Source organism: Mongoliitalea sp. (genome assembly GCF_054166905.1).
Genome location: NZ_JBSZCK010000044.1, coordinates 1 through 12,142, shown reverse-complemented (window position 1 = coordinate 12,142; position 12,142 = coordinate 1). Strand labels below are relative to the sequence as shown.

The 12,142-nt window shown below is 36.7% G+C and carries 11 protein-coding genes; all 11 read right to left on the bottom strand.

What is annotated here, in order from left to right; genetic code table 11:
- Positions 1-375 (bottom strand): hypothetical protein (locus ACXIUD_RS17395; RefSeq protein ID WP_458053923.1); only part of this gene is annotated, 375 nt, incomplete at its 3' end.
- Between the two features lie 33 nt (positions 376-408).
- Positions 409-1,242, bottom strand: coding sequence for a dTDP-4-dehydrorhamnose reductase family protein (locus ACXIUD_RS17390; RefSeq protein ID WP_458053922.1), 834 nt, complete (start codon positions 1,240-1,242; stop codon positions 409-411).
- Positions 1,242-2,369, bottom strand: coding sequence for a non-hydrolyzing UDP-N-acetylglucosamine 2-epimerase (wecB, locus tag ACXIUD_RS17385; protein WP_458053921.1), 1,128 nt, complete (start codon positions 2,367-2,369; stop codon positions 1,242-1,244). The genes ACXIUD_RS17390 and wecB overlap by 1 nt, the downstream gene beginning before the upstream one ends.
- On the bottom strand, positions 2,366-3,259 hold the full coding sequence (locus tag ACXIUD_RS17380) for a hypothetical protein (protein ID WP_458053920.1): 894 nt from the start codon (positions 3,257-3,259) through the stop codon (positions 2,366-2,368). Before ACXIUD_RS17380 ends, wecB begins: the two co-directional genes overlap by 4 nt.
- 2 nt (positions 3,260-3,261) lie before the next feature.
- On the bottom strand, positions 3,262-4,680 hold the full coding sequence (locus ACXIUD_RS17375) for a lipopolysaccharide biosynthesis protein (protein WP_458053919.1): 1,419 nt from the start codon (positions 4,678-4,680) through the stop codon (positions 3,262-3,264).
- Positions 4,681-4,688: 8 nt separating this feature from the next.
- On the bottom strand, positions 4,689-5,690 hold the full coding sequence (locus tag ACXIUD_RS17370; RefSeq protein ID WP_458053918.1) for a polysaccharide biosynthesis protein: 1,002 nt from the start codon (positions 5,688-5,690) through the stop codon (positions 4,689-4,691).
- A 9-nt stretch (positions 5,691-5,699) separates the two neighbouring features.
- Positions 5,700-6,419 (bottom strand): hypothetical protein, encoded by a 720-nt coding sequence (locus ACXIUD_RS17365; RefSeq protein ID WP_458053917.1) that lies wholly within the window; start codon positions 6,417-6,419, stop codon positions 5,700-5,702.
- Positions 6,420-6,441: 22 nt separating this feature from the next.
- Positions 6,442-7,467 carry a pseudaminic acid synthase gene (gene pseI / locus ACXIUD_RS17360; RefSeq protein ID WP_458053916.1) on the bottom strand — a complete coding sequence of 342 codons (1,026 nt, stop codon included), beginning with the start codon at positions 7,465-7,467 and terminating at the stop codon, positions 6,442-6,444.
- Complete coding sequence (locus tag ACXIUD_RS17355) at positions 7,448-8,470, bottom strand: GNAT family N-acetyltransferase (protein WP_458053915.1); 1,023 nt, start codon at positions 8,468-8,470, stop codon at positions 7,448-7,450. Before ACXIUD_RS17355 ends, pseI begins: the two co-directional genes overlap by 20 nt.
- The gene (gene pseF, locus ACXIUD_RS17350; RefSeq protein ID WP_458053914.1) at positions 8,445-9,140 is read right to left on the bottom strand and encodes a pseudaminic acid cytidylyltransferase; all 696 of its coding nucleotides are present in this window, start codon (positions 9,138-9,140) and stop codon (positions 8,445-8,447) included. Before pseF ends, ACXIUD_RS17355 begins: the two co-directional genes overlap by 26 nt.
- The gene (pseC, locus tag ACXIUD_RS17345; RefSeq protein WP_458053913.1) at positions 9,133-10,287 is read right to left on the bottom strand and encodes a UDP-4-amino-4,6-dideoxy-N-acetyl-beta-L-altrosamine transaminase; all 1,155 of its coding nucleotides are present in this window, start codon (positions 10,285-10,287) and stop codon (positions 9,133-9,135) included. Before pseC ends, pseF begins: the two co-directional genes overlap by 8 nt.
- Positions 10,288-12,142 lie beyond the last annotated feature (1,855 nt).

Sequence of the window (12,142 nt, the reverse complement as noted above, 5' to 3'; positions counted from 1 at the left end):
ATTATAAATTATAATCCCAGAAATAATACCATTCAGCATAAAAAAAAATCTCCAATCCTCTGAGAAAAAACTCGTTATGTAAGAAAGTAAATCATAATAAACTTCTGTGCCTTCGCTTCTGAAGTTCACGACTTTATAAATGAAATAATTAAAAAATGAAAAACTCCCTGAGTTTACAATAGCTTCAAATTGTTCAACTGCTCTAAAAGCATCGGAATTATCTCTTAATTGAAAAGTATATCCTATCAAACCATAAAAGATGGGAAGAGCAAATTTCAGTACATCCATTTTCTTTTTCCACATCCCATAAAAATAAGTTAAGAATGGGAAAACCAAAGAAGAAAAAATAATATGTGCAGTCTGATTTGATTTCATTTTGGCAAATTATAATCAAGGTTTATGCACATATTACCTCACTATCTTTTTTAACTGTAGATTACTTATCATCTCCTCAAACCCAGGAACCTCAAAATTAAACCTCTCTGATGTCAAAAGAGACTTGTCAGCACGGTATCCATCGTATGGATGAATACCAATTGGCTTCTCTCTTAACCTGTTGAAAAGCTTAAGCAAGTCAAATTTACTGATCTTTTCCCCATTGGTGATATGAAACAAGCCCTTCAAGTCATGCAAAATAACTTTAAGAATTTGCTTGGCCAACTCATGGGTAGTCACGCCACTCCAAAAAGCTTGGGTATATCCATTAACCTCTCCTTCCTGTCTCATAAACCAAGCAAATAATCCCACCCCATTTTCCTTCAACTCAGGTCCAATAATAGAAGTGCGCAAAGTGCAATGAGGTTCTTCAAAAATCTCTCCCAAAGCCTTGCTCCTACCGTAAACATCATCAGCATCTCTAAAATCATCCTCACGGTAACTCCCTTTTTTACCTGAAAATACACAGTCCGTGCTGATATGTATCAATTTTGCCTTAAATTGATTACACAAATCTTTCAATATATGGGGCAATAATGCATTAAGGTAAATCGCATTGGCTGGATTCTCTTTAGATTCCTGTACCAATGCCCCTACACAATTGATCACTACATGAGGCTGGGTTTTGGCAAACAGTGAATTGAGTGCCTGCTGATCCCTAACATCACAGATGATACTTTCTTTATTCAAGGGAGTCCTAAAAACAGCATTCGATAAATGATACGCTCCTAAGCTTTCAAAATAACGATGTACCATATGGCCTAACATGCCTGTTGCGCCAATAATCAAAACCTTCTTTTTTTGCATTATAAATCCTGTTTACGCCAAACAGTTCTATTGATATACCCTGTGTAAGACAAGATTATTTTAACCACCTTTTTAGAGACACTTTCAACAGCATAATCATCCACCACTTCAAATGGAATATCATCCTTAAAATGATTTCTTGTCACTTCTATGGCTCTAATTACATTCTCCGGGTTCAAGCCCGTCATGATAAGCGTGCCCTCATCCATTCCCTCCGGACGCTCATGCGCCTGCCGGATTGTCACTGCGGGAATTTTTAAAAGAGAGGCCTCCTCCGTAATCGTGCCGCTATCCGACACCACACAAAAAGCTTCCTTTTGGAGTTTGATATATTCAAAGAAACCAAAGGGTTTCATAAAGCGAATCTTTGGGTTTTGATTGACAAATCCATTAGCCTCTAATTTTTTTCGGGTTCTCGGATGTGTTGATACAATTACTGTTTTACTGAAGTGTTTTTGCAATGCCTCCAAGGTGTCCAACAGGGCGTAAAAATTCTCTGGAGAATCAATATTTTCTTCACGATGCGTACTGACAATGATATAGCTTTCGCGTTCAAGCCCCTCATTTTCCAAAACACTACTTTGTTCTATGGCATTCCTATGCTCGCGTAAGACCTCTAGCATACTTGAGCCCGTTTTGATGATAGTTTCGGGTTTGATTCCCTCCATAATCAGGTAACGCCTGGCATGCTCTGAAAGCACCATATTGATATCACTCAGATGGTCTACGATTTTACGGTTGATTTCTTCAGGGACACGTTGGTCGAAGCAACGGTTTCCCGCCTCCATATGGAAGATAGGAATCTGTCTTCTTTTTGCCGCTATTACTCCAAGGCAGCTATTGGTGTCCCCATAGACCAAAAAAGCGTCCGGCTTAACACTTTCTAAAAGCTGATCAGTTTTAGCAATAACATTGGCGATGGTTTCAGCGGGATTAGAACCTGCTGCTTCCAAAAAATAATCTGGCTTGCGGATCCCTAATTGCTCAAAAAAAACTTCATTCAATTCATAATCAAAATTCTGACCGGTATGCACCAAAATATGCTCGACTGAACGATCCAGCTCTTTGAGTGTACAACTCAATTTTATAAGTTCCGGGCGGGTGCCGACCAACGTGAAAACTTTCATGAACTCTTGAATTTATAAACTGGTAGTATTTTGGATAGTAATGAGTACTCAGATGACACAAATAACTTTGCCCCGTATTCTTTAAAATACTTTTGATTCCAAAGATCAATAATATCTTGAATGACTACAGGATATTTAGATGTTTTATTTCCAGTTAAATGGATTTTGTTCTTTTGCTTTTCGTATTCCTCTTTTGTTAAAGAAGAACTGTTTATATAAAAATGGTCTCCAAATAAGTCTACTCCGCAAAGTATAACTCTTCTATATTTTAATTGGTATGCCATTGAAATAACCCAAGATAAAGAAGAGCTTCTATTTGGAAAAAAATCATCCTTATTCATCAAACCCTTTTTAAAGAAATTATCTAAATATAATTTATACTCTTCAATATTGTTTCCTGGAATTTGATCATAAATATTCCAATAAGAATTCCCCCAACTAGAAATAATTTTAAAATTATTCTCTAGTTCATTATCAATAATTTTATGTTGCCTGAATATGACAGCTGTTTTACTGTATTTTTCTTTTAATCTGATAATATTTTTAGATGTATTTAAAAACATGGAAAGTGCAATTGGGTTATGTTGATTTTCCAATTCAAAAGAATGAAAAGTTGGAACAAAATTGTGATGAGCAAAACCATTAATCCCTATTGAATTAGCATTCTCGATCTCTTGAAAGTTTGAATCTGATAGATTATTTATAGACTGACCTGCAGCCAGGATAAAAAGGGTATCTGAGGTTTTGTACCTTTTTAATTTAGATACTGAAACATTTTGTAGATTATATTTTGTTAAAAGCTCCTTATTCAATTTTTGATCTTTTAAAATATCTCTAAAATATGGATACACATATAGCCACTTAACTCTTCTTAAAAATTTCAAAAACATAATTACCTTAAGGATTTATTTTTTAAAGGATTAACTTTTTTAAGGACAAAAACTATTACAATTATTGAAAAAAAAGACGATGCTAATATTTTTGTAAAGATGCTTTTATCAAAAACATTCATTGACACTAAAACAGCCAATAAAACCATAACAAACCAAAAATTTGGAGATAAATCAGCTTTGCTATTTTCTTTGTATTGTTTAAATAAAAATCCTGAAAATGACTGATATAGCATTGCAAATAAAGTAGTCCATGCTGCAACTTTAAAACCAAAAAAAGGTATCAAGACAATATTTAATATAACATTAATAACACCAGCCATAGTAGTTATTTTCCATAACATGCTTGTCTTTTCATTATAAAAAAGAACACTAAAACAGCCTGCATAAAGAGGCCATCCTGAATAACTTAAGGCTATAATTACAAAAAGTTCTGGATATTGATTAAGTTCTACATTTCTTATCAATAAAGGCATCCAATCAGACACCCAAATAGATGCATATACACAAACCAAAAAAATCATACTCTGAAAAAGGCCTACTAAATTCTCGAAAGATTTCCACTTTTTTTCCTTTACAAAAATCAACAGATTGGGAGAGACTGCTTGGTTGATAGCATTAGCAACAATATTTATATACATTCCAAGAGTATAGCTTAAGCTATAAACTCCAATATCACCTGTTGAAACATTATATCTTTCCATTATCATCCTGTCTGAAGAATTTAATAAGTAGTGCGAATAATTATGGGGAACAACTGGTAACCCAACTTTTAGTGCCTTTTTTATTAATCTTCTTTTAAAATTAAAAATTGGAAATAACTTCAATTTGAAAAAAAATGGATAGACAAAGAGTATGCCCCCAATAATCGAAGCGACAAAGCCAGAATAAATCCAACCCATGAATCCCATCTCAAGTGTAGCAATCAAATAATAATTTAAACCAACAGCAACTATCCCTGTAAATAATGATCTAGAAGCTATTGGCCAGGCCATGTGATTCATTCTGTAATAAGTCGAAACAAAAAGTACAATTGGTGCAAAAAAGAACTCAGGAACTAACTTTAAAAAAAGAATAGCTTGAATTTTATCTGCTGCTTCATTTGGTATCGTTAAATAAATTATAGTTCCAAGGATAATTACATAGAATATTGACCAAATTAATAGAAAGCCATAGAGTTGTCTCCAAACTATCTTGTATCTATTAGGGTGATTTATAAAACTATTGGTTATTACAACATTAAATCCCAAAAAATGTAATGCACTTATTAAACCAATATATACATCTAAAACTCCTATTACCCCATAGTCTACTTTGGTTAAAAATGGGGTAATTAATGGTAATATAAAAAATGATGCTACTCTCGGTATTTGAGGTATTAAACCATAAATTAAAGAATTCTTTACTAAAAGTTTTATCATAAAAACCTTTAGAAGGATATCTCATTCAAGTTTAGCAATAAAACCTTCATCCCCACCACATCTAATCTTTCTGTATTATGTGAATGATACTCCTCAAATTGAGGAATGGTAGTATCCCCTTCTGAAAAATATTTTTCGTAATTCAAATCCCGGTTATCAGCTGGAACACGGAAATAATTGCCTAGATCTTCTGCCTTGGCCATATCCTCCTTATTCACCAAGGTTTCGTACAATTTTTCTCCATGACGGGTACCTATTACTCGGATTTCATTCTTTGCTCCTGTCAATTCCAATAAAGCTTTAGCCAATGTTTCAATAGTTGCAGCAGGAGATTTCTGAACAAATAAATCCCCTTGCTGACCATTTTCGAAGGCATACCAGACCAAATCCACCGCATCATCCAAACTCATCATAAAGCGTGTCATGTTCGGATCGGTGATTGTTAGCGGTTTACCGGCTTTTATCTGTTCTAAAAACAAGGGAATAACGGAACCTCTCGAAGCCATCACGTTTCCGTAGCGAGTCACACAAACCACTGTTTTGGTATCATCCAAGTTTCTGGATTTGGCTATTGCTACCTTTTCCATCAGTGCCTTACTCATACCCATAGCATTGATGGGATAGGCTGCCTTGTCTGTACTCAATACCACCACGCGTTTGACTTCGTACTTCTCCGCAGCGTTCAGAACATTTTCAGTTCCGATAATATTGGTTTTTACGGCCTCCATAGGAAAAAACTCACAGGAAGGAACTTGTTTGAGCGCAGCCGCATGAAAGATATAATCTACGCCTTTCACCGCATACTCTACACTTAAAGGATCTCTTACATCGCCAATAAAAAACTTAACCTTTTCATTATTAAGTTCCTTTCGTAGATCATCTTGCTTTTTTTCATCTCTGGAAAAAATACGGATTTCCTTAAAATGATCAGTATGTAAAAATCTGCGTAAAACTGCATTTCCGAAGGAACCGGTACCACCTGTGATTAAAAGTGTTTTATTATTAATCATATTATTTAACTATTGTTTGATGATTGATTTTACTAAATCGAAAAATTCAGTTGACAGATATTCTCCTCCTGTACCCAAGAAGAGTTTAAGAGTAGCAGAGGTTACATGTTGAATTTTTTCTAAACCACTCTTGTCATTTGCCTTTTTAATAATTAATTCTATTTCTTTAGATTTTTCTGAAAAATTAACTTCTGAAGCCAACTTATTAAGTGTTTCAAGAAGTTTATTACTATTACCATCTGGCAACAAATCTATTAGTCTAATAGTCATTACATTTTGACTAAAACTTAAATCAGGAATTGATTTGTTTTTGGCTAAATAAGATGTTACAGCAGCTTTTGTAATTTTATTTGGAATATAAAGCTTGATTTTCCCTTCATTTATATCCCTAATACTTTGTCTTGTGGTTTGTAATAAATATAGGATTTCTTCTACAATCCTATGATCAGTTTCATCTTCTTTTAATTCCAATAATGCTGCCTGTTCCAGAAGGTTAGCCACTCGACTTTCTGTAATCTGTAATTGAAAAGAAAGCTGTCTTAAATGAGTATTTCCAATTCTAAACCAATTAAAATAACCTTCTGAATTAATATCAGGGTTGTTTTTAAATGTTTCTTTAACCAAAAAGCCAAAAACAACCAGATCTAGTTCAACTTTAGATACTTTACCGAAGATTGTTCTTTTGTAAATATCAATTATTTTAATTCCTAATTCTTTTTCAAAATCCATTAGTTTTTTTGTTACTTAAATCTTAAAACTTAAACCGATCTCCCTTTTCAAAATTTTTACGAGCTTCTTTTCCTAACCAATTCTTTAACTCCTTCGGATGCATTCCAAATCCCGGCCGAATACTTCTCACGTTTTCCTCCGTAATCACTTCCCCTGCTTCAATGTCCTTCACCACATACAAAGACCTGCTGAAATCTCTTCCTTTTTGCTGCTTTTCAGTTAAATTATAATCTACCAACCCAATTGCTTTCTCTGCTTCTCTTACAGCTTTGACCATTGCAGCAAATTCTTGTTCGTTCATAGAAAACGAAGCATCTGGTCCTCCAATAGAACGATCTAAAATAAAATGCTTTTCAATGATTTTTGCTCCGAAGCAGGTAGCTACCACCGGAACCGTACTCCCCATGGTATGATCAGAAAGCCCTGTAATTACTCCATATCTTTCGGCCATATCTTTTACCATGATCATATTGGCTTCTTCGATGGGAGCGGGATAACTGGAAGTACATTTCAATAAGGCCACCTCCTTATTGCCCATTCTGTAGCATGCATCCAATGCCAGTTCAATATCCTCCTCCGTGGCTATCCCCGTAGAGATAATCACCGGCTTGCCTTTACTGGCAACATATTCTATCAAAGGAATATCTGTAATCTCAAAAGAAGCAATCTTATAGGCTGGTACATCTAAATTTTCTAAAAAATCAACAGCAGTCTTATCAAAAGGGGAACTGAAACAGATCAATCCTTCTTCCTTAGCTGTTTTAAATAATACTTTATGCCATTCCCAAGGGGTATAAGCCTCCTGATACAGTTGATAGAGATTCTTTCCCTCCCATATCGTCCCCTTTATTACAAAATCTTCCTTTTTGCTGTCAATTGTAATCGTATCAGCAGTGTAGGTCTGAAACTTTATTGCATCGGCACCTGCTCTTTTCGCTGCTCTTATTGTTTCAATGGCCGTTTCCAGGCTGCCATTGTGGTTCGCCGAAAGCTCCGCAATGATAAAAACGGGAGAAGTTTTATCTATTTTACAATTTCCTATCTGCATGGTTCATATTCAATGTATATTCAATAACACCATTATTGAGATCCTTTCTTTCAAATCCCAATTTTTCAAAAATCTTTTTTGAGCCCAAGTTTTCTTTTTTCACAAGACCTTTAAGCATTTTTATATCAGGTCTTCTTGTTTCTATGTTTCGAACTGCCAGGTCAAGCATTTTTGTTCCATATCCTTTACCTGTCTGATCAGGTTCAATCAGATAACTTATGAGGCCTTCTTGACCATTGACATCAAATCTTATGGAACCTAGAGTTTCACTCCCTTTTTCAAATAACTGATAAATACAGTTCTGATCATTCATCTTTCTGGAAAACCAATTTTGATGATCCTCTAGAGGGATTATTCCCTGATTGAACGCATACTTCCTTGTATTAGGGTCGTTGGCCCATGTGTAAGTAATATGCACATCCTCTATCACCACATCTCTTAAATAAAGACTATCACTTGTTTTTGAGTGAATCAGTACATCAATAAACTTCCCTTCAAAAAAACAGTGCTCCTTTAGCCTTGCTTCCCCTTCATATCCTCTCCCCTCTAATGCTTCATAAAGATGTGGTCTTAAATCAAAAGCATAAGTGAAAATTTTATGAAGTTTCAGTTCATTGAATGCAACTTTTTCAATCAGCGCCAGATACGTCTTCCAATGAGAAGAGAAGAAATCTTTTTCCAATGCCGTATCCATGATAAAGGAAATCTCCGCATTTTTATCTGTCCAATTGATATGGACAAGACCTCCATAACCGATACACTTTTCTCCATCTAAATAGGAAAACAAAATCTGTTTGGGTTTTTCCTCATCGAATAATTTGGATACTACATTTTCAAAATAAGCATCTTGATCAGCTTTTGTTAAAGGTCTGTCCTGACGGAGATGATATAGCTGTTCATTCCTCCATTTCATGATAGCATACCTGTCCTCACTCCTTATGGGAACAATGGAAAAATTGCCCGCTGAAAAAACCTGCTTATTTAAGACTTTGTAAATAGCCATATTTCAGTTCGGCCAAATGCCAATCATGCAAATTGTCAATATCCTGTACTTCAAGGGGTGAAAGTTCAATTGACCTTGTGTTGTCTGTAAAAAGCTTTTTGCTTACTATAAATCTTTCCACATCAAACCAATACCATTGACCGGCATCATGGTATACTTTATCCAAATCCTGCGACCTGCTGTTCAGGTGTTCCTTCCAGACCATTTCCACTTTTCCAAAACTGTCTTTTCTTAGCCCCCTCCAAATAGGGTAGCCAAAACTGACCACAGGAAATACTGTATCTGCACCAGACTCGTTCAATATTCTTTTCCCTTCTTTCAATGAATCTGACGTGACAAACGGAGCTGTGGGATAAAGGCAGCAGGCATTTCTGAATTCCCTACCCTGTCCAGTGTAATCTAAAAGTACCTCTTTGAGAACATCTGCTGTAGTGGCATGATCATCGGAATTTTCTTTCGAACGGAAAAAAGGAACCTTTGCGCCAAATTTTTTAGCAATCTCTGCAATTTCCAAATCATCAGTGGATACCATTACCTCCTCAAAAATTCCTGATTTTAAGGCTGACTCTATACTGTAAGCAATAATGGGCTTACCTGCAAAGAGTTTAATATTCTTTCCAAGGATCCTCTTACTTCCACCTCTTGCCGGTATGATGCAAAGATTAGCCATTGAAAAATTTGAATATGGAATCAATCACAAATTGCTGTTCTTCTTCCTGTAATGTTGGAAATAAAGGGAGGCTCAAACACTTTTCATAATAAGCTTCAGCATTTGGAAGGTCTCCTTTTTTCCATCCATATTGCTTATAATATGGCATTAAATGGGCAGGAACATAATGTATCTGAACAAAAATATTCAAATCCCGAAGATAATTCACCAAGTCCCTACGCCTTTCGGCTTGAATTACATATAAGTGGTAAGCATGCCCTTCTATTACACCCGATTGATGTTGAATAGGAGCAAAGTTTTTAAATGCCTCGTAATAGCGTGCGGCTATCTCTTTTCTCCTTTCCAAACCAGCTTCTGCCCTATTTAATTGGCTCAAGCCCAATGCAGCTTGAATATCTGTCAAGCGATAATTATAGCCCAACTCCTGCATTTCATAATACCATACCCCAAGATCTTCGACCTTCTTACTCGGATCTTGCTGAATACCATGTGTACGAAGATTCAATAATTGCTTGTAAAGTTCTTCATCATTGGTGGTAATCATTCCTCCTTCTCCCGCAGCGATATGCTTGACCGGGTGGAAAGAGAAAATTGCTAAATCAGCATATCTCCCAGAACCTGATTTTACTTGTTCCCCCTCCGAATTTATAAAATAACCACCAGGAGAATGACAAGCATCTTCAATAATCCAGCATCCAAACTCATCTGCCAAAGCTCTAAAAGCCTCCATATCCACTACCCTACCTGCAAAGTTTACTGGAATAATTCCTTTGATTTCTTTTTTGGTATCAGCTTCAAGAAGTGCTCTTACTTTGTTGATATCTAATAAGTAGGTTTCTGGGTCTATATCTGCAAAAACAACTTCACCACCGCAATAACGCACACAATTAGCAGAAGCTACAAAGGTCAACGGTGTTGTAATTACCTTATCACCTGGCTTCACTCCCATGACCATGGCATTTAAATGAAGAGCAGCTGTACCATTGGATACAGCAATAGCATACTTAGCCCCTACATAAGCAGCAAAAGCATCTTCAAACATTTTGATAGTAGGGCCTTGTGTCAACCAATCTGACTGTAATACTTCAACTACAGCATTAATATCTTCTTGGGTTATATTTTGTCTTCCGTAAGGTATTTTTTTCATAATGTAAATAACATCAACTGTAATAATCTGTCTAAAAGTTAGTACTTAGTGACTTCAATCTTAACAAATTTCTTTTCAAATATTTTTATCGCTTATTAAATCAATAGCGATTTATCTAAGGTCTATTTTCTCGCTTCCCATCCCCCCACAGCTTCGCCCTCTCAGTCACATCTTGCGGCATGACCTAGCGGGAAAAGGCTCTTGGAAGGTAATCAATTTGTCTTAAATCAAGAAAATTGATTGCTTTATATTAAAATAATTACATTTTTAACATACACAAGGCTTTAGACAAATATAACACTTGCTTAGGCTTAGACTTGGGTATGGGGGATTAAATATGGTTGAAAGATATACATACAGGCACAGGATGCTTCCTGCAAGCCCCCTACTAAAACTCCGATCTCCTGCTGCGGGACTCTGTGCACCCGCTTGAAAAGTATGTACGACAACTTGACAACTATTTAAAACAATCCAAACATACATAAAAACAAACACCTGTCAAGTCAAATTGAGTAAGTGTCGTAAAAAAGAAGAAAAGTGTAGCTTTTTGTAAATAATCGTTGAAAGGAAGGGTATATTAAACTTGTCGTTTTCGTTTGAGACGCTAGACGTAAGACATAAGACTTGCCTTCTGCAAGCAGGCATAAGACTCGGTGGTAGTGTGGACCTACGATTTCCGTCAGAAAAATGGAACCGCGAATTACCCGAATGCCGCTAATACCCGCTGTCCGAGATTTGCAATCTCGGTCAGCAGATAAGCGGGGATTTGCAATCCCCTAGGGGTATTGTTTTTTTTTGCGGGAGGTAAGGTTTCTGCGAGCGTTTTTCTGAGCAATCTAGGGGCGTTAGCCCTGATATCTTCGTAGATCGATTGAATGTTCGAGGCCAGAGGGGCGTTAGCCCTGAGTTCTTTCATCCAGGGAGATGGCTGATTCAATGACTATATGAAGTTCTTTTCCATTAGCTTTTGTCGGCCGTCCCGATGGGACTTTGGGGGAGATGGGGGGTGCTATTGTTGTCCACGGGTTAGCACCCATGGCTAGAATGTCTGCCATCCCTACGGGATTTTTAGACTTAAGACGTTAGACATTAGACGCTAGACTCGATAGTATAAATGAACCTCCAATTTCCGTCAAGAAAATAATCAGTGGAAATCAGTGGAGATCACTTTTTAGATCTGTGTTTCAAAAAAATTTCTGCGATTTCTGCGTACTCTGCGAGAGATATCCAGGGTAGAGTTTGACCCCTTCAGGGTGCAAAACAATGAAAAACAATCCCTTCCCAACCTCGGGTTGAAACCCGAGGCTATTGAAAAGTTTGACTCTTTCAGAGTCTGGAGTCTTATGTCTTGAGTCTTGTCTCCTACCTCTCAGTAGGTAAGCTCGTTTCTCCTTTCACCATACATGGTACTTGGTACTTAATACACCGTACATTCACATCTACGCTTTCTGCGAGCCCCTCTCGTATGTCGGCCGTCCCTATGGGACTTGGGGGGAGATGGAGGTGCTTTTCTTACCCACGGGTTGAAACCCATGGCTAGAATGTCGGCCATCCCTATGGGATTCTTTTTAATCTAATTTACAAAAGCTTATCCGTGTGAAATCTGCTCAATCCCCTGAATCTGTGAGCCCCATTCGTGAAATTCGCTGAGCTTTGCGAATAAATTGAAAGATCATGCTATCCATGAGGATATTAGATGCTTGATCAATGTTGTAACCCTTTTTTTCGTGTCATTCGTGCCATTCGTGGTTCTTTTAAGACATTAGACTTGCCTTCTGCAAGCAGGCGCTAGACTTGCCTTCTGCAAGCAGGCGTAAGACATTAGACTAGATTTTGGTGGGGACCTGCAATTGCT

Coding starts and splice junctions, on each gene's coding strand:
- ACXIUD_RS17390 (WP_458053922.1), bottom strand. CDS start 1,242: ATGCAAAAAAAGAAGGTTTTGATTATTGGCGCAACAGGCATGTTAGGC.
- wecB (WP_458053921.1), bottom strand. CDS start 2,369: ATGAAAGTTTTCACGTTGGTCGGCACCCGCCCGGAACTTATAAAATTG.
- ACXIUD_RS17380 (WP_458053920.1), bottom strand. CDS start 3,259: ATGTTTTTGAAATTTTTAAGAAGAGTTAAGTGGCTATATGTGTATCCA.
- ACXIUD_RS17375 (WP_458053919.1), bottom strand. CDS start 4,680: ATGATAAAACTTTTAGTAAAGAATTCTTTAATTTATGGTTTAATACCT.
- ACXIUD_RS17370 (WP_458053918.1), bottom strand. CDS start 5,690: ATGATTAATAATAAAACACTTTTAATCACAGGTGGTACCGGTTCCTTC.
- ACXIUD_RS17365 (WP_458053917.1), bottom strand. CDS start 6,419: ATGGATTTTGAAAAAGAATTAGGAATTAAAATAATTGATATTTACAAA.
- pseI (WP_458053916.1), bottom strand. CDS start 7,467: ATGCAGATAGGAAATTGTAAAATAGATAAAACTTCTCCCGTTTTTATC.
- ACXIUD_RS17355 (WP_458053915.1), bottom strand. CDS start 8,470: ATGGCTATTTACAAAGTCTTAAATAAGCAGGTTTTTTCAGCGGGCAAT.
- pseF (WP_458053914.1), bottom strand. CDS start 9,140: ATGGCTAATCTTTGCATCATACCGGCAAGAGGTGGAAGTAAGAGGATC.
- pseC (WP_458053913.1), bottom strand. CDS start 10,287: ATGAAAAAAATACCTTACGGAAGACAAAATATAACCCAAGAAGATATT.